The organism is Solibacillus cecembensis (assembly GCF_050272495.1).
In the GTDB taxonomy this organism is placed as follows: domain Bacteria; phylum Bacillota; class Bacilli; order Bacillales_A; family Planococcaceae; genus Solibacillus; species Solibacillus cecembensis.
Genome location: NZ_JBNNMF010000003.1, coordinates 77035 through 96746 on the forward strand (window position 1 = coordinate 77035; position 19712 = coordinate 96746).

Here is a 19712-nt window from a genome sequence, read left to right on the forward strand (position 1 = left end):
AGGAACACATAAATACTGCTATTTGTTAAAGTGTCTAATTTGTCTAGCAAAAAAACATCAAAAACCTTGGAAATATACGAAAATATGAAACCATAACGTGCTGCTTTTCGTATTAATCATATACGTTAAAATATTAAAGGATGAGAAGTACTTGTTACATTATAAAATATATAGTCAACAACACAAAGAGTGGGTCGTTTTAGTGCATGGGGCTGGTGGGAGCTCAACAATTTGGTACAAGCAAATTCGAGCATATCGTAAGCATTTTAATGTGTTGGTAGTCGATCTCCGCGGTCATGGTGATTGTGTGATTACAAACAGTCCGACCAAATATACACTTGATTTAGTTAGTCAAGATATTCTAGAAGTGCTCGATTCATTAAAGATTGAAAAGGCTCACTTTGTAGGGATTTCACTAGGGACGATGTTAATTCGTCAATTAGCTGAAACGAACCCAGAACGATTCCACACAATGTTGCTCGCAGGTGCTGTAATACGAATTACACCTCGACTGCATTTTTTACTTGGTATAGCCAATATATTTAAAAAAATGATTCCATTTCTGTGGTTATATAAAATATTTGCGTGGATATTAATGCCGAAAAAAGCGCATGAGTCTTCTCGCCATTTATTTATACAAGAAGCAAAGAAAATTAAGAATAGAGAATTTTTACGTTGGTTAACATTAACAGCTGGTATCGCAAAATATTTAGTGAAAATTAATGAAAAGGATACAAACATTCCGGCGCTTTATATAATGGGAGACGAAGATTATGTATTTTTAGAGCCAGTGAAGCGATTAGTGAAAGAGCAACCATCAAGTAAACTAGTCATTTTAAAAGACAGTGGTCATGTATGTAATGTAGATCAAACGGTGAAATTTAATGAAGTGTCGTTACAATTTTTATGTAATGTATTGAAATAACAAGTAAATTCATTTCATAGGTTTCAAAGGAAATATCCTTTCTGTGGTAAATAACGAATAACAAACAGTAAGAGTTGCTAATTCAAAAGCAGTTCTTACTGTTTTTATTGTTTCAAAAAGTTTATTTGGATATAGCGCGTATGCTGAATTTGGGATTTCAGCATATGCAAATGATTTATGTGCTGATAGGATGGATTCTACTTACGTAAAATCACGTAATTTATAGTACCTTAGAATGCTCTTCTTGCTTACTTTGAATGAGCCAATTGATACTTATAAAGTACCCAATAATCGGGGAAATGCCGTAGCCCATTAAAATAACGGGAAAGTGTCCAAAAAATGTTGTAATTAATAGTGTAAGAAAGTATATACCTAGACTAATGGATGTGATTTTTTGCTTTTTAGGCGGGAAAAACAAGAACGGTATGATAAGGATGAATAGTGAAGTTAAAGCAATGATAAACCATAGGAATCCTAAATCTTTTGCCATAAACAAGATATCTTCTACATATGGAACAGGTGCTAAACTATCTATAAAAATCCAAGAAATAATAACAAAGGTTAATGGAATAAGCAATAGAGTAAAGCGAATGCTATATCGATTTATGTTACATACGAATAAAACTAAAGTTGAAATTACAAATGCTGTAACAGTTGATGCATCAGGTTGTAAAACTAATAAAAAGGATGTAGTGAGAACAATTAGATAGGATTTCCACCATTGATTTTTCGATAATAATGTACTAAGTAGTATAAGAAGTAAAGGCAAAAAAACATTCGATATATTAATACTAATGGGTCCTAATGTAAGCCATCTATGAACGCCCTCTACCCCAGAGTCAAGGAAGGTCAATAACAATAAAATCATAATTGTAACAACCGGCAAATAGAGTTTTCCTTTTGTGTTCGGATTGATTTTTTTCTTCTTAAACATGAGGAAGGATAGTAAGATGAAAAGTATTGTAACAATAATATTTTGTAACCAAATACTTTTTGGTATATCGTTTATGTACATAATGATTGCACCTAGTAAAATAGCTGGAAAAGTGATGAATGATAAATAGTGAATTTTTTGCATTACATTCTCCTTAAGAAGTATTGATCAATTACAAATAAATATTTTAGCATAGGAAATGTTCTGTATCTATGTTTGTTATGAGGCGAAAAGGAAGTTATTATTAATAGTATATTCATTGCTTCATAAGTTACCAACATATATAACCACCTATATACTTACATGAAATGGATGTTCTTATTCTAGCATAATCGCCTAATGTTGGGGATGAGTTATAGAGCAATGCTAGAATGGTAATACATAGTACTGCTATGTTTAATAATTATGCGTTTACTTTCTTGGTAAAAAAGCAAAGCAAAGCCAAGGGTTCTTCCTGCACATAACGGAAAGAGGGAAAATAATGACATTACAACAGTTAAAATATGTAATCGAGGTTGCGAGAAGTCGTTCAATTAGTAAAGCGGCTCAAAATTTATTTATTAGCCAGCCAAGCCTTTCGAATGCGCTAAAGGAGTTAGAAAATGAAGTGGGTATTGTGATTTTCTTGAGAACGAACAAAGGAATTATCATGACACCTGAAGGAGCGGAGTTTTTAGGTTATGCTCGTCAAGTAGTTGAACAAGCCGCTCTTTTAGAAAATCGGTATTCAACTACGCAATCATCGCAACAACATTTCTCCGTATCCGCCCAGCATTATGCGTTTGCGGTAAGTGCATTTGTACGCCTGCTAAAAGATTACGATCGAGATGAATACGAATTTACGTTAAGAGAAACAAAAACTTATGAAATTATTGAAGATGTGAAAAATCTACATAGTGAAATTGGTATTTTATATGTGAATGATTTCAATAAAAAAGTAATTCATAAATTTCTTAGAGAAGATAATCTCATTTTTCATGAGCTGTTTGAAGCAAAGCCACACGTATTTATTAGCTCACAAAATCCACTCGCAAAGCAAGATTTCGTGACATTAACAGATTTGATCCCTTTTCCGTATCTTTCCTTCGAACAAGGGGACTATAATTCTTTTTATTTTTCTGAGGAAATTTTAAGTACGATTTCTAGGCCTAAAAATATTCGCGTGAGTGACCGGGCTACGCTTTTTAATTTATTAATTGGATTGAATGGTTATACAATTTCTACGGGTGTGATTAGTCATAAACTAAATAGTAAAGATATCGTTTCGGTTCCTTTGCATGTGGATGAACGGATTACAGTAGGGTATATTACACATAAAAATGTGAAAAATAGCCCTTTGGCGAATATTTATATTGAATATTTAAAAGAAACAATTGCTGAAGAATTGGTTTAGCCATAGTTTTAAACTATAGCTAGTGATACATTTTATGTGTTATCTACTAGCAATTTAATCATGCTACAATCTCCTTACATTACAAATTAAAGGGGATACACACTATGACAGTAAAAAACATCACTTCACCATTTCGACATGATCATGTAGGGAGCTTATTACGTCCTATAAATTTATTACAAGCACGTGAACAATATAAATCGGGTGCAATCACATATGACGAATTAACGAATGTAGAAAATGATGAGATTATCCGCATTATTGAAAAGCAAAAAGAAAATGGGATATTAGGCGTTACAGATGGCGAATTCCGTAGAAGCTGGTGGCATTTTGATTTTTTAGGCGAGCTTGATGGCGTTGAATTATACGCGAAAGAAACGGGTTTGAAATTCCACAAAATGGAGACACGTAAAGGCGGTATTCGTGTTGTTGGCAGTATTGATTTTTCAACACATTCATTTGTAGAGCATTTTAAATTTTTAAAAGAACATGCTGGAGACGCAGTAGCAAAACAAACGATTCCAAGTCCGAACATGCTTTTATGTCGCGCGGATATCGAATTCGAAAAATACGAAGACCGAGAGAAATTCCAGCAAGATACGATTTTAGCTTATCAAAAAGCGATCCAAGCATTTTATGATGCAGGATGCCGCTATTTACAATTAGACGATACGGCTTGGGCAGATTTCTTTTCAGAAGAGGGACATAACAAGCTGCGTGAGCGAGGTTTAGAACCAGCGGAAGAATTAAAAGTATTACAACGTATGATTAATGAATCCATTGCTCATAAACCAGAAGATTTAATCGTAACAATGCATATTTGCCGAGGTAACTATAAATCGAATTATTTCTCAAGTGGTGGCTATGATTATGCTTCTGAAGTCATTTTTGGAGGTTTACATGTAGATGGTTTATTCCTAGAGTTTGACGACGAGCGTTCAGGAAGTTTCGAATCATTAAAATACGTTAACCGTAAAGATTTAAAAATTGTATTAGGTTTAATCACTTCTAAGTCAGGTGAATTAGAAGAGAAGGAATATATTAAAGCGCGTATTGCAGAAGCGGCAACATATGTACCACTTGAACAGCTTTGTTTAAGTCCACAATGCGGCTTCTCATCGACAGAAGAAGGTAATATTTTAACAGAAGAACAACAATGGGAGAAACTTCGCTTTGTTAAAGAAATTGCAGACGAAATCTGGCAATAAGGTATTCTCTGCAAAGATGGAATGGTTTGCAAGAAAAATAGACAAATAACTAGTTCGTCTACTTTTTAGAGGAAAGGCTATTATCTTTAAATGGAAATTTTGATTCTCTTGCTAAAGATGATAGCCACGCTCATAAATACAATATACATATTGGAGGATATCATGAATACAGTCAACCCTATTGAAATAGTTAATCACAGTAAATTAAAAGGCTTTCATTATATTTTAATCATTTGTTTGTTTTTTATTATGATGTTCGACGGCTATGATGTTGTTATTTATGGGGCGACCATTCCTTTGTTAAAAGAAGAATGGGGATTCTCTAATATCGTAGCGGGATCAATTAGTAGTTATACAACGATGGGAACGGCAATTGGTGCGGTCTTATTCGGTTTGTATGCAGATCGTTTTGGAAGAAAAAATATTATTATTTTTACAACCTTCCTTTTTAGTTTATTTACATTATTATCTGGATTTGCAACAACGCCTCTCTTATTTATCATTTGTCGTGTCATTGCAGGATTAGGATTTGGGGGAGTTATGCCGAATGTTGCTGCTTTAATTTCAGAATATGCCCCGACAAAACATCGTGCGGCTATTATTTCATTCATTTTTTGCGGGTACTCTGTAGGTGCGATGCTTGCCTCATTTAGTGGACAAGTATTTCTAGAAAAATTCGGGTGGCAACCTGTTTATTGGATTGCCGGGTTACCACTGCTTATCTTGCCATTTATCGTGCGTATCATTCCAGAATCCCTTAATTCTTTAGTTCAACAAAAGGATACGAAAGCGCTAGCTGCTGTCCTTCGAAAAATAGAGCCGACGCTTCCGAAAGGTGTTCAATTTACATTTGCTGAGCAGCTAGCAAGTCAAAAGTCGCCAGTACGCGATCTGTTCAAAAATAAACTAGCTTTAAGTACGACGATGTTTTGGTTATCATGCTTCTGTACATTTATCTTAATGTATTCTTTAAATACATGGCTTCCAACATTAATGATGAATGCAGGCTATAACTTAAAATCGAGTTTGATGTTTATTGTAGCGCTACAATTCGGTTCAATTGCTGGCACAATGGTATTCGGCAATTTCATTAAATATTTTGGTTTCAAACGTGTCCTTATCCCACTTTATTTAGTTGGAGCGGTATCACTGACACTGATTGGTTTTTCGAAAAATATTTATGTTGCTTATGGGTTAATTATTATTATTGGTGCTGCTTCACTTGGCTTACAAAATATGTCGAATGCCTATGTAGCGGAATATTATTCAGTCGATGTACGCGCGGCTGCACTCGGTAGTACAATGGCTTTTGGACGTATTGGTTCCATTGTTGCCCCAACGTATATGGGGATTTTGTTAACATTTAATTTACAACCACAGATTAACTTTATGGCAATTGGTATTGCGGCGATTTTTGGTGCAATCGCTATGAGTTTTATTCGTGAAGAACGTGCAGACTACACGGTAGAAAAGAGCACAATATCTAATAAAGTCACAAATGTAAAAGCTCCTGCGAATAGTTTATAAACTTTGTTAGTCAAATAATAAAAGATTTCCTTTCATTTTGGCAAAATCACATAAAAAACAGGAACGTTGATTGGATAGCGTCCTGTTTTTTTATTGCGGAAACGGTGGGCCCTGCTAAGTGACTTCATATAAAAGCTGTATGGCATTGACTAAGTGAAACTGGTTCAAGTAAAATAAACTTTTTCCTTCAAACCACATGCATTTTGAGCGTTTTTTGCTGGAATTTCAGGTTAATAGCCAATTAGTTAGCTGTAATAGCCAAATTTACGCGGATAATAGCCAATCTTCAGCAGGTTATAGCCAAAATAATGCAGTTAATAGCCATTCCACGTTTTAATAGCCAATTTACCTCAATTAATAGCCAAATTTGCTACCCCTCTATACTTTGCAGACGTTTTCCATTCTAAAAAAGGGAGGGATATGGCAAGAACAGATTTTGGTGTTGTCCCATTTATGATATACTCTATTTTGGTAAAATATTTGATGGATCATTATATTAAACCAATTCATATTTAAGTTATCAGCAATAAGCAATTGGTTACTTTGAATTCTTAAGCTGATAAGATTGAATTATTTCACTTCAAGGTAATCGTTATTCAAGATTTACTTTTTAAATGAAGGATGGTACACTTAGGTCTATTAAACAACAATATATTGTGTTCGTTTTACAAAGGTGCTACTATATGTAGTTTAAAAGGGAAGTTCGGTGTAATACCGACGCTGTCCCCGCAACTGTGAAGCTGACGATGATTAAATCCACTGTACATTCGTATGGGAAGGAAATCAGAGAATGAAGCAAAGCCAGGAGACCTGCCTTTATTAAAACAAATCGATCATTTCTTCGGGGACTAAGAAATGGGGACGTCACCATTTTTGGGTATTATTAACGTTTCCATTTTCGGCTATCTCTGTTAAAAGAGATAGCCTTTTTAATTTGTTTCAGCCGAAGTCTCCTACTACTATAAGTGGGGGATGAGTGCCAAATAGGCAAATTCTATTCAGTGGGATTCAAACCCCGGCTGAATCAAGTTAAGCCCCGGTGGATGTCACAGATTTTTTAGGGGAGTTTTTCAAGCGAGCTTGAAAAAATCTGGACACAATTACGCCGAGGCGTAATTGATAATTTACGAAAAGAGGAATTTATATGAAACTTTATACGAAAACAATTTGTCCGAAATGTCTTTGGGTGAAATCTGAATTGCAAAATGCAGGACTTGAAGCGGAAATTATTAATATTGATCACGATGAACAAGCAAAGCAAAAAATTATAGATGCAGGTCTTTTAAGCGTGCCCATTTTAGAAGTGGACGGAATGTTTATAGCAGATGTTAAGGAGATTATTGCTCAAATTGAGTTGATTACACAATGATTGTTTACGCGAGTCGTACAGGGAATGTGCGTAGTGTTGTTTCGAAGTTAGAAAAGGAATCCATTGAAATTTCGGAAGGATTACAATTGAAAGAGCCGTATTTATTAATCACTTACACAGATGGATTAGGAGCTGTCCCTGCAAAAGTTTCTCATTTTTTAGAAGAGAATCAAGCATTTTGTAAAGGGGTAGTTGTTAGTGGCAATAGTAACTTTGGACATACGCAATTTGGCGGTGCTGGTGAAAAAATTGCCGTAACATATGACGTACCTTTAGTGTGTAAATTAGATTTACGGGGCTATCAAGCGGACTATGACGTAATACAAGCATTTTATGAAACGAGGGTGTTAGGATGAAAACATATTTAAAGCTTAATAATGATGTATTGAATCGTTATAGCACAACAGGTCAACTTGAATTAGAAAAAGATCAAGAAGCGACACGCCGTTACTTTTTAGAATATGTCAATGTACGTTTACGTTACTTTATTGATCTCGAAGAAAAAATTAGCTATTTAGTTGATGAAGGGTACTATGAGAAAGAATTTATCGACATGTATGAGATGGAATTTATTAAGCATCTGTACAAAAAGGCTTATGATTATAATTTCCGTTTCCCATCATTTATGAGTGCCAGCAAATTTTACGATAGCTATGCAATGAAAAGTCGTGATGGGGAAGAAATTTTAGAAAAATATGAAGACCGCATTGTCATTATTGCCTTGTATTTAGCACAAGGTAACAAGGATTTAGCGGAACGTTCTGTTGAAGCGATAATGGAAGCTTACCAACCGGCAACGCCAACTGCATTAAATAGTGGGAAAAAAGCACGTGGGGAATTAGTAAGCTGCTTTAAACTGTCAATGGATGACTCGATGAATAGCATTTCTGAAAATATTGGTTATTGCCTAGAGCTATCACGTCTTGGCGGTGGTGTTGGGGTGAACTTAACGGATTTACGTCCATTAGGTGATCCGATTAAAGAAATTTTAAATCGTGCAAGCGGTGTAATGCCAGTAGCAAAACTGTTGGAAAACTCTTTTAGTTATTCCAATCAGCTAGGTCAACGAAATGGCTCTGGCGTTGTTTATTTAAATATTTTCCATGCGGATATCGAAAATTTCATTTCATCGAAAAAACCAAATGCAGATGATAAAATTCGTCTCGCTACTTTATCTACGGGTATTATTATTCCGAGTATTTTCTTCAACCTCATGAAACGTGATAAAGATATTGTGTTATTTAGTCCATACGATATTTTTAAAGAATACGGCAAGCGCATGTCTGAGGTTTCAATTTCGGAAATGTACTATGAGCTACTAGACAACCCAAAAATCCGTAAAATCAAGCGTTTAAACGCACGTAAACTTTATACAGAAGTGAAAAAAGCACAATTTGAATCGGGCTATCCATTTGAAATTTTTGATGATAATGTCAATGACGTGCACCCACTTAAAAATATTGGCCGTGTGAAGATGTCAAACTTATGTACAGAAATTTTACAAGTGCAGCAAACAAGTTTAATTACAGATCAAGATGAACCGAATGAATACGGGCTAGATGTATCGTGTAATTTAGGTTCAATTGATATTCATGCAGCAACAAAAGTAAATGATTTTGGCGCATTGGTAGATACGGCGATGCACTTATTAACGAATGTGTCTCAAATGACGAACATAAAAAATGTCCCGTCTGTTGTAAAAGCCAATAAATTAATGCATTCAGTTGGGCTTGGTTGTATGAATCTACATGGCCACCTTGTTACTGAAGAAATCATGTATGGCTCAAAGGATTCTGTTGATTTTATGGATCATTTTATGGAAGCGATGAACTACTATTCACTTCAATCATCAATGGAAATTGCAAAAGCGAATGGCGAAACGTTTTACCGTTTTGAAGATAGTGATTACGCAACAGGCATTTATTTTGATCAATACGTAAATGAAGTTGAAAAAGAACTATCTCCTGTTGTGTTAAAAGCACTTGGGAATATTCCAGTCATTACGCCAAAAATGTGGGAAACGTTAAAGCAGGATGTGATGCAATATGGTTTATTCCATTCTTATCGTTTAGCTATCGCACCGACAGGAAGTATTTCATACATTCGTAGTTGTACGGCTTCAATTGCTCCGAGTACAGAGCGTGTAGAAGTACGTGATTATGCAGATAGCCGTACAATTTATCCGATGCCACATTTAACAAATGAGAACAGTCATTTGTATGTTGAAGCGTATGATGTTAATCCATATGACTTAATCGATTTATATGCAGCTTCTCAAAAACACGTAGACCAAGGGATTTCGATGACACTTTATGTAACGGACAACTGGACAACAGAGCAGTTGGCTAAAGTATACATTTATGCATGGATGAAGGGAATTAAGTCCGTTTACTATGTACGTCAACGATTACAAAGTTTAGAGGAGTGTGTAGCATGTCAAATATAGTTTATGAGGCGGTCAATTGGAATAAGTCAACGAGTGAACTCGCACAAGTATTTTGGGACCAGCAATGGAAGCAAATTTGGTTACCTGAAGAAATTGCCGTAAGTAAAGATATTAAACAGTGGAGAAATTTCGAGCACCAAGATACGTATAAAAAAGTGCTTGCAGGATTAACTTTACTAGACACTGTCCAAACAAATATCGGGATGAACCGTGTTGTTGCTTTCACACCTGATTTACAAGAAAAGGCAGTTCTAACTGTTTTTGATGCTTTTGAGGCAATCCATGCGAAATCTTATTCGTATATATTCACAACGCTTTGTACGAACGAAGAAATAGATGAGCTATTTGAATGGGTAAAGAAAAATGAGTTCTTACAATATAAAGCAAATAAAATTGCCGATGTTTACAACAGTATTGAGGAAGACGATCCAGAAAGTCTCTGGAAAGCAATGTACGCGTCTGTTATGCTTGAATCTTTCCTGTTTTACTCTGGCTTTTTCTACCCATTGTACTTAGGTGGACAAGGTTTCCTAAGAAATAGTGCGGAAATCATATCACTTATATTACGTGATGAATCTATTCATGGTGTGGCAGTAGGATTTTTCGGTCAAAATTTATTTAAGAAATTTCCACTGGAAAAACAAGAAGAGTTAAAGTTATGGGGCTATGAATTATTACTGGATTTATATCAAAATGAAATGAACTATACAGATGATGTTTATGCGGAAACAGGATTATCGCCTGAAGTTAAGGCTTATGTACGCTATAATGCCAATAAAGCGTTAATGAATATCGGTTTCGATCCAATGTTCCCAGAAGAAGAAGTGAATCCGATTGTTATGAATGGTATTCGTAATGAAGGTTCTACTTACGATTTCTTTTCACAAAAAGGGGCTACGTATGCAAAAGCAAAAGTAGCGCCGATTACAGATGACACATTTAATTTTAATCGTTAAGGATGAAGAATAATGAACTTAGAAGTTAAAATCAAAAGAACACACGCGGATGCATTGCTACCTATGCAAGCCAATCCAGGTGATGCTGGAATGGATCTCTATTCAATTGAAGCAACGGAGATTCCAGCAGGAGTAGCTAAACTCATTAAAACAGGCATTCAAATTGAATTACCAAAAGGCACAGAAGCTCAAATTCGTCCGAGAAGTGGACTGGCATTAAAGCATAGTGTAACCGTACTAAACAGTCCAGGTACAATTGATGAAGGCTACCGAGGCGAAATCGGTGTCATTTTAATTAATCATGGTAACGAAACGTTCATAGTAGAAAAATCGATGCGTATCGCCCAAATGGTTATTCAATTTGTTCCATCAGTTCAACTGCAAGAAGTAAATGAATTATCTCAAACAGTCCGTGGAACATCTGGATTTGGAGCGAGTGGTACAAAATAGGGTGAAGCTGGCCATGATAGGCTCGTGACCAGTCTATCAAGTGCATACTTGATTACAAAATAATTAATCGTCACAAAAAGCCCTGAAACCCTTGATAAACAAAGGTTTTAGGGCTTTTACATTAACTCAATCCATTCGTGTGCAAAGTAAATACTTTCAAATCTTCAGAACTAAGACTATAAGACTCAACTTTCTTCTTGTGTTGCTTAACTACTTCAATCGTATCATCATAACAATAAATAGAGAAGTTAACAATTTTTCCGCCTTTTTTTACAGTCAAGATGAAAGGTGTAACCGTTGTTTCTGGATTTAGAAATAACTGTTCATTCCCTTTTAAAATGAAGTGTCTTTTTAAAATATACGCTTCATTAAAATAGTCAATAAATTCACTTTTTGCATGTTCTTCTAATTGCTTTCCGTTAAATGTTAACGACACATCTTGTGCATCAAGTTTTGAAGTTAATGCAAACTTTTTTAGTGTCCATGACACAAGTGAACTAGGAGCGTTAAATAAAAAAGTAAACATAGTAAAAAATAGTACTGTAATAACGATAATCCAAAACATATCCTATCAACTCTTTCATTAATTATATTTGGTAACGCTCAAGATGGTATTTTCTAACGGTTAAGTTATTAAATACAATCATTTTTTTACTTTCCTACCTATTTAAATAGCCCGAATCACATTTAGTTTGCATCATGCTAATAGTGGAAAGTCTAATTAATTTTTATAATAGCTTCATCAAATTGTAAACACAAGGAATTAAGCAAGATAACACAAAATGTTCTTAAACGTAAAATGATTTTTCAATATAACTTCATTCCGATGAAATGGTATCAAATCAACGTTCTTAGCTAAACAGATGGCTTGGATTTCAAAGTGGATGGCTAAAATAGTAGTGAAGTGGATGGTATACTGTAGATGAATGTATATTAATATGAATATTTTTTACCTGGAATGCCTCTGTTGAGTGGCATATAGCAATAGACATAATGGAGTGAGTATTTATGGATTGGAAGCCTGACAGAAAAGCAAAAAAAGCGATTTATAAACAACTCGCACAATATATTGAGCAGGGGATTGCAGATGGGACATTCCCTCCTGACAAGCCATTACCATCGGAGCGAAATTTGGCGAATGTTCTCAATGTAAATAGAAGTACTGTGGTCAATGCATATGACGAATTAGAATCGATGGGACTAATTCAAAGAACTAGAGGCAGCGGTACGACCATTAGTAAAGATATATGGGGAATTACAAAAAAACGAATTCCTAGTTGGAGTAGATATATTGATGCGGGTTCCTTTTTACCGAATCTCCCTGTCACACAAAAAATAAGAAAAGAAGCTGTTGAACATAACCTAATTAATTTAGCTACCGGCGAATTGGCAGAAGAACTTTTCCCGAAAAGTTTTCTAAGGGAGATTACCTCAACACGTTCTTTTATCGGGAGCCTTGGATATGACCATCCACAGGGAAGTGAAATCTTAAGAAATACCCTTACGAAACATGTAAAAGACAGTCGGGGGATTGAAACGACTCCTGCATCTATCCTTATTACATCGGGGGCGCAACAAGCATTACATTTAATCGTACAATGTTTGTTAAAGCCTGGTGATGCAATTGCAATTGAAGATCCTTCCTATAACTATAGTTTGCCGTTTTATAAATCAGCAGGTATACAAATTCACCTTTTACCTGTCGATCAGGATGGCATTAACCCGGAAGATTTGCACGTATTATATAAAAAACATCGTATTAAAATGATCTTTTTAAATCCAAATTTCCAAAATCCAACAGGTTCCCTAATGAATGTGAAGAAAAGAGAGGCGATTTTAGATATCTCCTCAAAGCTTGGAATTCCAGTTGTAGAGGACGATCCGTATAGTTTAACAGCTTTTTCAGGAGATAAAGTCCCTACCCTTAAATCATTAGATAGACATGGCAATGTATTATACATTAGTTCCTTGTCCAAAATTGTTGCCTCTGGACTTAGAATAGGGTGGATTATCGGGCCAACATCGGTAATTGAAAGGTTATCTGATGCTAAGCAACAAATTGATTTTGGCCATTCCAGCTTTACACAGTGGATTGCGAATGATTTTTTAGAGTCGCATACATTCAATGCGCATATGAAAAGTTTAATTGAAGAATTAGAAAAAAGGCGAAATCAAATTATGAAAAGTTTGGATACGTATTTAAAATACCAAGTGGAATATACTATCCCTCAAGGTGGTATTCATATATGGTGTAAAATCCGTAAAAATTATAATGAAAACCAATTACTCGAAGAATCGATTAAAAGAGGTATCATTTATGTTCCTGGCTCGACAATGGGATCTAAAAATGGCTATGTTCGTTTTACTTTCGCAAGAGCAGATGAAAATTCGATTGATGAAGGAATCAAAAGGTTTGCACAAGCGCTAAATGGTTTATGATTTTTTTCTTGAAAAAGCAGCAAATAAAGAAGTGAAAAACGAAATATGAAGTCTGTCCGAGGTCCTTAATAAAGAAATGCGGATGTATTGATTGTGTTTTTTAAAAAATTTATTCCGCAAATTTCACCCCATTTGTGAGTGGTCTCCGGAAAATTGGGGTGTTTTTTATTAGAAATCGTCTTTTTTTGATTGTCATTTTCGTCAATTTGCATTTTTTTTGAAGCAGGAAGTAGGGAGAGGAAAGGACCTTCTTTGTATGTATTTTTTGTGAGAAAGTCAGTGGTAGCGGTACTTTACTAGATCAATGCTATTGAGCCATCTATGCACGAAAACAATGCTAAAGTTAATTTATTAAGTGCGCAATATATTGTTTTAAAAAAAACTTTCATTTAGGACTAGCCAAACTCTATTTTATGTTATATAATAAATGTAATAACGTCGTTTAAAAGAAATCAAATAAATTCACATATTACAAAGAGTAATCATGTAATGTAAGATACTTTTTGTAATATGTGGATTTTTTCTTTCGATGAAGAATGATATTATTGAATACAATTAATGGAGGTCATTTAAATGACACAACAAGGTACAGTAAAATGGTTTAACGCAGAAAAAGGTTTCGGTTTCATCGAAGTAGAAGGCGGAAACGACGTATTCGCTCACTTCTCAGCTATCCAAGGTGACGGTTTCAAATCACTTGACGAAGGTCAAAAAGTTGAATTTTCAGTTGAAGACGGTCAACGTGGCCCACAAGCTACAAACATCGTAAAACTTTAATTTTAATGATGTAACCATAAAAGGCTGCCCCAAAAGTTATTTCGATAACTTTTGGTGGCAGCCTTTTTTTGTTGTTAAATGCTACTGAAATCACAGTCACAAACAACTATCCAACAACGATTACGAAAGATTTTCTTGAATTTCTGCATTATATAGAAAATCATACAATCAAGTTAAAAAAGATCAATCAGCATATTGCACGAAAAGATCTTGTAGCGATGTATGCGCTTATGCCTGAGCCCAAGTTAGTATTACATTTCCGTTCCTACTTTTTTATGAACTTCAGTATAGTATACTTTGTATTAGTTAGGAGGAGGACAGAATGCAACCAATTGATTTAAACAAACGAATTCATATTTTAGATTATTTAAGAGGATTTGCACTATTAGGAATTATACTAGTAAATATCCCAACACTTCTTAGGATTGAATTACCACAAACATCAATAAACATCGCATACAGTAACATTTTAACTCTCTTTGTAGAAGGTAAATTTTTCTCAATTTTTTCATTTTTATTTGGATTAGGATTTTATATTTTTTTAACACGTGCTAAGGCCAAAGATGAAAAGGCTTTTTTATTTTTCATAAGAAGAATCGCCATTTTGTTTTTAATAGGAATTGTGCATATGTATTTCCAACCCGGTGAAGCGTTAACAATCTATGCAATATTTGGCTTAGTAGCTTTACCATTCTATAAAGTACGTAAAGAAATAAATTTAGCTTTAGGTCTTACCCTCTTAGGAATAACTGCTTACTTAGGTTTAAAAATAGCTATGCCATTCCCGCTGATTTTACTTGGTCTAGCAGCAGGGCAGTATCGAATATTTGAAGAAATTGAAGATAATCGAAAAAAGATAACAATTTTTACAATCGCTATGTTTGGTGTAAGTTTAGTTGGTTGGCTTTATCAATGGCAATATGCACCACATGCATACTTACCACTTGATAATTTGTCGGACGAACAATTAACTAATCATATAGAAAAAGTAACGATGTTTCCATTAATCGGGATGCAAATCAGTCCATTTGTTTCGGCATTCTATATAGGGACATTAGTGATAATACTTCAACATCCGTTGTTACAAATACTTCTTTCCCCATTAAAAGCGTATGGACGATTGGCTTTAACTAACTATTTAGGACAAACTGCACTTATTTTATTGATTGGAAATGCATTAGATTTAATTTCGAACATCGATTTAATTTCCTCTCTCTGGATCTGTGTTGGAATTTACATTTTGCAATTACTATTTAGTAAGCTTTGGTTGGTATTCTTTAGATTTGGACCAATTGAATGGCTATGGCGGATGGGCACCTATTGGAACGTTCCCCCACTTTTAAAAATGAAATCAGAAGATAGTAATTAGTAAATTATTAGTTGCAATAATAAAAAGTACTACACTTTTTCACCCCTTCTAAAAAAAATCGAGTATGGTAGAGTTTGCCCTCCATACTCGGTTTTTTGCTATTGAAATGAAATTTTTTTTTAAACAACCCAACAATAAAGCCATCCAACCCAAAATAGTTATCTTCGTCAGACATTGGGATCATTTTTCGTATTTCAATTGCGTTTAATGACTGAAATATTTCTTTAAAATGCATGTTGACTGAAATGGATATCATTAAACTTTAATGTTTAGACTTTTACGAAAAATCAAAATAACCTATGCTATAATGGAGACTATCATTCTATAAAGTCACTGAGGGATAGCTAATGAAAAGACGTTCGTTAAATTTTCAATTTTTCAAATATAATATTTTTTTAGTCGTAACGGTATCATTTCTTATTATTATACCTACTTATTTCATAATGGGGGAAATTGTAGAGCACGAAATTGGAGATCGCGCTCTAAGTGTTGCGAAAGTGACCTCTAAACATCCAGATATTATAGCAGGATTAAAGAAGGCGGAAACAACGGAAGCGTTACAACAACTCGCTTTAGAAATACAAGAAAGTGTCGAAGCCGAATATGTTGTACTAGGGGATGAACAAAGTATACGTTATGCACACCCAGTGAAAGCGCGGATTGGCGAAGAGATGGTTGGAGATGACAATGATCAAGCGTTAATCGAAGGTGAGGCATATATTTCAGTTGCCGAGGGTACTTTAGGAAAGGCTTTACGTGGTAAGGCGCCGGTAAAAGATGAAGATGGAAAAATAATCGGTGTTGTTTCTGTTGGATTTTTATATGAGGATATTTTCTCGATGAATCTCGATTATGGACGCTATTTGATCGTATTATTTATCATTACCTTATTACTGTCAATCATCATATCTACATATTTATCGAATAAAATAAAGAAGCAGCTATTAAACTATGAACCACAGGAAATCGTAAAAATATTGACTGAGCGAAATGCTATTTTAGAGTCGATTCGAGAAGGCATTATTATGGTAGATACAGAAGGCACGATTACATTAAGCAATCAGTCTGCGAGCGCCATATTAAATAATGATCAACCTGTAGTAGGTCACAATATTAGTACAGTCATCCCGAATACGCGATTAATTAAAGTGATGGAATCGGGGCATGAGCAATTAAATCGAATGATGACAATCAATGGTGTAAAGACATTAGTTAACCGCGTGCCCATTATTAATGAGGGGAAAGTAATCGGTGCGGTGTCGAGCTTCCGACCTTTTGAGGAAATTGATTTAGTGGCGGATGAATTATCACAAGTGAAGCAATATATCGCATCATTACGCGCTCAAACACATGAGTATAATAATTTTCTTTATACGATTTCAGGTTTGCTGCAGTTAAAGGAATATGATGAAGCACTACATTTAATTCATTCAGAGCGTCTCGGTAACCATGCGTTAATCTCCTTTATTAATGAGCATATTAAAGATACATTTATTAGCGGCTTAATGATCGGATTTTATAATCGTGCAAAAGAGTTGAAGGTGACGCTCATATTAGATGAGGATAGTTATTGTGGGAAACTGGGTCAATATTTTGAAAAGCATTTATTAATTTCAATATTAGGGAATTTGGTGATGAATGCATTTGAGGCGGTTGAACATTTAGAGGAAGAAGAGCGAATGGTTCGTATATATATTTATGAATATGAAAAAGAAGTCATTTGTGAAATAGAAGATTCCGGAAGCGGTATTGATCAAAATCTACTAAATAATCTATTTAAAATGAAGCAATCAACAAAGGATAAAGAAACGCGCGGATATGGTTTATCTATCGTAAACGAGAATTTAAAAAGGCTGAATGGTGCTATTGCGATTGAAAGCGGCGAGCTTGGGGGAGCGCTGTTTATTGTTTCGATTCCTAAAGAGGGGTAAAAAGCTATGGAAAAAAATATTGAAGTGTTGATTGTTGAAGATGATGTGCGCATTGCTCAAATTCATGAGAAATTTATAGAGCAGCTGGAAGGGTTTCAAACGATTGGGATGTCACATTCAATCGAGGAAGCGAAAATTTGGTTAGATACTTTGAAGCCGGATTTAATTTTATTGGATATTTATTTTCCAGATAAATTAGGGACGGAGCTCATCGATTATATTAAGCAGACGAATCTGGAAACGGATATTATTTTAATTACAGCAGCTGCGGAAGTGGATATTGTGAAGAAGGCCTATGCCAGTGGCGTCATTGATTTTTTATTAAAACCTTTAACATTGCAACGATTTAAAGAATGTTTGCAAAAGTACAAAGATAAAAGGGATATATTAAACTCTTCGGATAAATTGCAAGCGAATGAAATCCATCGCTTATGGAATAATATGACGTTTACTGAGGACGCGAGAGAAAATAGTCCTAAAGGGATTGATCCAGTGACGAAAAATGGGGTCATTAACTACTTAACAACTTGCGTGGATGGCATTACAGCTGAAAAGTTGGGACGAGAACTTGGTATTAGTCGTACAACAGCACGTCGCTATTTAGAGCATTTAATGGTAGAAAAAGTCATTTATGTTGAGCATATATACGGCTCTGTTGGCCGTCCAGAAAGGCGATATTTAATAAAATGAATAGAAAATAGAAAGAGTACACAATTGTTTAGGGGCAAACAATTGTGTACTTTTTTTGTGAATTTTGGAACACTGTGAACAGTATGAACAAAATGGATAATATAAAATCAAAAGACAATATTTCCGAAATATATAAAATAGTCATTTTTTATATTTTAATAAAGATAACGCTTACATCAAAGGGAGCGTATATTCAGAGGGGGGAATATTTATGTCAATGAAAAAGAAATTAGTTGCACTATTTTCGGCAGCATCGCTTACGTTAGCTTTAGCGGCTTGTAGCGATGGTGGGGGAGAGTCTAGCGGTAGTAGCAGTAGCAGTAAGGAAGAGGAATATCCGAAAAGTAACTTGACGATTGTAGCACCATCTGGGGCAGGTGGCGGCTGGGATTTAACAGCTCGTTCAATCGGTAAAATGATGAATGAAACAAAAATAATTGAAAAACCGATTACAGTTGAAAATAAACCGGGTGGCGGTGGTGCTGTATTTATGGCCACATACGCGACGAAAGAAGCGAAAAATGATCATATGTTAATGGTCAAGTCTCCACCGATTTTAATAAATAATTTAAAAGCAGAAGGAAATAGTCCATATGGTTATAAAGATACGACACCACTTGCACAATTAACGAAAGACTTTGGCGCAATTGTTGTACGTGCAGATTCACCATATGAAAGCTTAACGGATTTATTAGATGCGGTTAAAGCAGATCCAACAGCAATTACAATGGCTGGTGGTTCGGCACCGGGTTCAATGGATCACTTGATTACGATTTTACCAGCTTATGAGTATGGGATTGATCCAAAGGCTGTAAAATACGTTTCTTATGACGGTGGCGGTGAAGCGATGGCAGCATTGTTAGGTAAAAATGCGGATGCCATCGGAACAGATATTTCAACAGTTGCCGCTTACGTGAAGAGTGGGGATGCACGCGTACTAGCTGTAACTTCACCGAATAAAGTGGCAATTGAAGGATTAGAAGATGTTCCGACACTTTATGATTTAGGCATTGATACAGAGTTTACAATTTGGCGCGGGATTTTCGGTCCGAAAGATATGTCGGAAGCTGCTAAAACATATTGGGTTGAAAAATTAACGGCATTAAATGATAAGGAAGAATGGACAGCAGAGTTACAACGTAATGGCTGGGAGCAAGATTTCCGTGTAGGGGATGATTTCACTACATTCCTTGAAGAACAAGATAAAATGATTACAGAAATTTTAACTGCTTTAGGTATGCAAAAGTAATAGAAAAGATGCGAGCAAAAACAAATGGCTCGCATCCCTTTTAGGAGGT

Annotated in this window: 17 protein-coding genes and 1 riboswitch; of the genes, 15 read left to right on the forward strand and 2 right to left on the reverse strand. The window is 35.1% G+C overall.

All coding sequences use genetic code 11. From position 1 onward, the window contains the following. Positions 1-151: 151 nt before the first annotated feature. Positions 152-925, forward strand: coding sequence for an alpha/beta fold hydrolase (locus tag ACQKIH_RS03650; protein WP_057987545.1), 774 nt, complete (start codon positions 152-154; stop codon positions 923-925). Positions 926-1145: 220 nt separating this feature from the next. On the opposite strand, the gene ACQKIH_RS03655 is transcribed toward ACQKIH_RS03650, so the two are convergent. Then, the gene (locus ACQKIH_RS03655; protein WP_427763510.1) at positions 1146-2003 is read right to left on the reverse strand and encodes an FtsW/RodA/SpoVE family cell cycle protein; all 858 of its coding nucleotides are present in this window, start codon (positions 2001-2003) and stop codon (positions 1146-1148) included. 337 nt (positions 2004-2340) lie between these two features. Here ACQKIH_RS03655 and ACQKIH_RS03660 point away from each other — a divergent pair, with 337 nt between their 5' ends. The 8 genes from ACQKIH_RS03660 to dut all read left to right on the forward strand — a co-directional run bounded on the left by ACQKIH_RS03660 (position 2341) and on the right by dut (position 11208). Continuing rightward, the gene (locus ACQKIH_RS03660) at positions 2341-3252 is read left to right on the forward strand and encodes a LysR family transcriptional regulator (protein WP_427763512.1); all 912 of its coding nucleotides are present in this window, start codon (positions 2341-2343) and stop codon (positions 3250-3252) included. 104 nt (positions 3253-3356) lie between these two features. Continuing rightward, a complete protein-coding gene (locus ACQKIH_RS03665; protein ID WP_427763514.1) occupies positions 3357-4460 on the forward strand; it encodes a 5-methyltetrahydropteroyltriglutamate--homocysteine S-methyltransferase in 1104 nt (367 codons plus the stop codon). A gap of 162 nt (positions 4461-4622) precedes the next feature. Beyond that, a complete protein-coding gene (locus ACQKIH_RS03670) occupies positions 4623-5987 on the forward strand; it encodes an MFS transporter (protein WP_427763515.1) in 1365 nt (454 codons plus the stop codon). 654 nt (positions 5988-6641) lie between these two features. Beyond that, positions 6642-6819, forward strand: a riboswitch (cobalamin riboswitch). 312 nt (positions 6820-7131) lie between these two features. Beyond that, positions 7132-7356: a glutaredoxin family protein gene (locus ACQKIH_RS03675; RefSeq protein ID WP_057987535.1), complete on the forward strand. Its 225-nt coding sequence runs from the start codon at positions 7132-7134 to the stop codon at positions 7354-7356. Beyond that, a complete protein-coding gene (gene nrdI / locus ACQKIH_RS03680; protein ID WP_057987533.1) occupies positions 7353-7712 on the forward strand; it encodes a class Ib ribonucleoside-diphosphate reductase assembly flavoprotein NrdI in 360 nt (119 codons plus the stop codon). The genes ACQKIH_RS03675 and nrdI overlap by 4 nt, the downstream gene beginning before the upstream one ends. After that, positions 7709-9802 carry a class 1b ribonucleoside-diphosphate reductase subunit alpha gene (gene nrdE, locus ACQKIH_RS03685; RefSeq protein WP_427763517.1) on the forward strand — a complete coding sequence of 698 codons (2094 nt, stop codon included), beginning with the start codon at positions 7709-7711 and terminating at the stop codon, positions 9800-9802. The genes nrdI and nrdE overlap by 4 nt, the downstream gene beginning before the upstream one ends. After that, entirely contained in the window at positions 9790-10758 is a 969-nt protein-coding gene (nrdF, locus tag ACQKIH_RS03690) for a class 1b ribonucleoside-diphosphate reductase subunit beta (RefSeq protein WP_057987529.1), read from the forward strand. The genes nrdE and nrdF overlap by 13 nt, the downstream gene beginning before the upstream one ends. A 12-nt stretch (positions 10759-10770) precedes the next feature. Then, positions 10771-11208, forward strand: coding sequence for a dUTP diphosphatase (gene dut, locus ACQKIH_RS03695; protein ID WP_057987528.1), 438 nt, complete (start codon positions 10771-10773; stop codon positions 11206-11208). Between the two features lie 121 nt (positions 11209-11329). Here the strand turns inward: dut and ACQKIH_RS03700 are convergent, their stop codons facing one another. Next, positions 11330-11773, reverse strand: coding sequence for a YfmQ family protein (locus ACQKIH_RS03700; RefSeq protein WP_427763519.1), 444 nt, complete (start codon positions 11771-11773; stop codon positions 11330-11332). Between the two features lie 443 nt (positions 11774-12216). On the opposite strand from ACQKIH_RS03700, the gene pdxR reads away from it, so the two are divergent. The 6 genes from pdxR to ACQKIH_RS03730 all read left to right on the forward strand — a co-directional run bounded on the left by pdxR (position 12217) and on the right by ACQKIH_RS03730 (position 19663). After that, a complete protein-coding gene (gene pdxR / locus ACQKIH_RS03705) occupies positions 12217-13647 on the forward strand; it encodes a MocR-like pyridoxine biosynthesis transcription factor PdxR (RefSeq protein ID WP_427763521.1) in 1431 nt (476 codons plus the stop codon). A 573-nt stretch (positions 13648-14220) separates the two neighbouring features. Continuing rightward, positions 14221-14424: a cold-shock protein gene (locus tag ACQKIH_RS03710; RefSeq protein ID WP_053582012.1), complete on the forward strand. Its 204-nt coding sequence runs from the start codon at positions 14221-14223 to the stop codon at positions 14422-14424. Positions 14425-14746: 322 nt separating this feature from the next. Continuing rightward, a complete protein-coding gene (locus tag ACQKIH_RS03715; protein ID WP_427763523.1) occupies positions 14747-15793 on the forward strand; it encodes a DUF418 domain-containing protein in 1047 nt (348 codons plus the stop codon). A gap of 347 nt (positions 15794-16140) precedes the next feature. Then, complete coding sequence (locus tag ACQKIH_RS03720) at positions 16141-17724, forward strand: ATP-binding protein (protein ID WP_427763524.1); 1584 nt, start codon at positions 16141-16143, stop codon at positions 17722-17724. 6 nt (positions 17725-17730) lie between these two features. Next, positions 17731-18414: a response regulator gene (locus tag ACQKIH_RS03725; protein ID WP_057987520.1), complete on the forward strand. Its 684-nt coding sequence runs from the start codon at positions 17731-17733 to the stop codon at positions 18412-18414. A 217-nt stretch (positions 18415-18631) separates the two neighbouring features. Beyond that, complete coding sequence (locus tag ACQKIH_RS03730; protein ID WP_201785008.1) at positions 18632-19663, forward strand: tripartite tricarboxylate transporter substrate binding protein; 1032 nt, start codon at positions 18632-18634, stop codon at positions 19661-19663. The last annotated feature ends 49 nt before the right edge of the window (positions 19664-19712 follow it).

What these genes read in the sequence shown, in the direction of transcription:
- ACQKIH_RS03700 (WP_427763519.1), bottom strand. Translation starts at nt 11,773, where the DNA reads ATGTTTTGGATTATCGTTATTACAGTACTATTTTTTACTATGTTTACT.
- ACQKIH_RS03730 (WP_201785008.1), top strand. Translation starts at nt 18,632, where the DNA reads ATGAAAAAGAAATTAGTTGCACTATTTTCGGCAGCATCGCTTACGTTA.
- ACQKIH_RS03670 (WP_427763515.1), top strand. Translation starts at nt 4,623, where the DNA reads ATGAATACAGTCAACCCTATTGAAATAGTTAATCACAGTAAATTAAAA.
- dut (WP_057987528.1), top strand. Translation starts at nt 10,771, where the DNA reads ATGAACTTAGAAGTTAAAATCAAAAGAACACACGCGGATGCATTGCTA.
- ACQKIH_RS03665 (WP_427763514.1), top strand. Translation starts at nt 3,357, where the DNA reads ATGACAGTAAAAAACATCACTTCACCATTTCGACATGATCATGTAGGG.
- ACQKIH_RS03720 (WP_427763524.1), top strand. Translation starts at nt 16,141, where the DNA reads ATGAAAAGACGTTCGTTAAATTTTCAATTTTTCAAATATAATATTTTT.
- ACQKIH_RS03655 (WP_427763510.1), bottom strand. Translation starts at nt 2,003, where the DNA reads ATGCAAAAAATTCACTATTTATCATTCATCACTTTTCCAGCTATTTTA.
- ACQKIH_RS03660 (WP_427763512.1), top strand. Translation starts at nt 2,341, where the DNA reads ATGACATTACAACAGTTAAAATATGTAATCGAGGTTGCGAGAAGTCGT.
- ACQKIH_RS03725 (WP_057987520.1), top strand. Translation starts at nt 17,731, where the DNA reads ATGGAAAAAAATATTGAAGTGTTGATTGTTGAAGATGATGTGCGCATT.
- ACQKIH_RS03710 (WP_053582012.1), top strand. Translation starts at nt 14,221, where the DNA reads ATGACACAACAAGGTACAGTAAAATGGTTTAACGCAGAAAAAGGTTTC.
- nrdI (WP_057987533.1), top strand. Translation starts at nt 7,353, where the DNA reads ATGATTGTTTACGCGAGTCGTACAGGGAATGTGCGTAGTGTTGTTTCG.
- nrdF (WP_057987529.1), top strand. Translation starts at nt 9,790, where the DNA reads ATGTCAAATATAGTTTATGAGGCGGTCAATTGGAATAAGTCAACGAGT.
- nrdE (WP_427763517.1), top strand. Translation starts at nt 7,709, where the DNA reads ATGAAAACATATTTAAAGCTTAATAATGATGTATTGAATCGTTATAGC.
- ACQKIH_RS03715 (WP_427763523.1), top strand. Translation starts at nt 14,747, where the DNA reads ATGCAACCAATTGATTTAAACAAACGAATTCATATTTTAGATTATTTA.
- pdxR (WP_427763521.1), top strand. Translation starts at nt 12,217, where the DNA reads ATGGATTGGAAGCCTGACAGAAAAGCAAAAAAAGCGATTTATAAACAA.
- ACQKIH_RS03675 (WP_057987535.1), top strand. Translation starts at nt 7,132, where the DNA reads ATGAAACTTTATACGAAAACAATTTGTCCGAAATGTCTTTGGGTGAAA.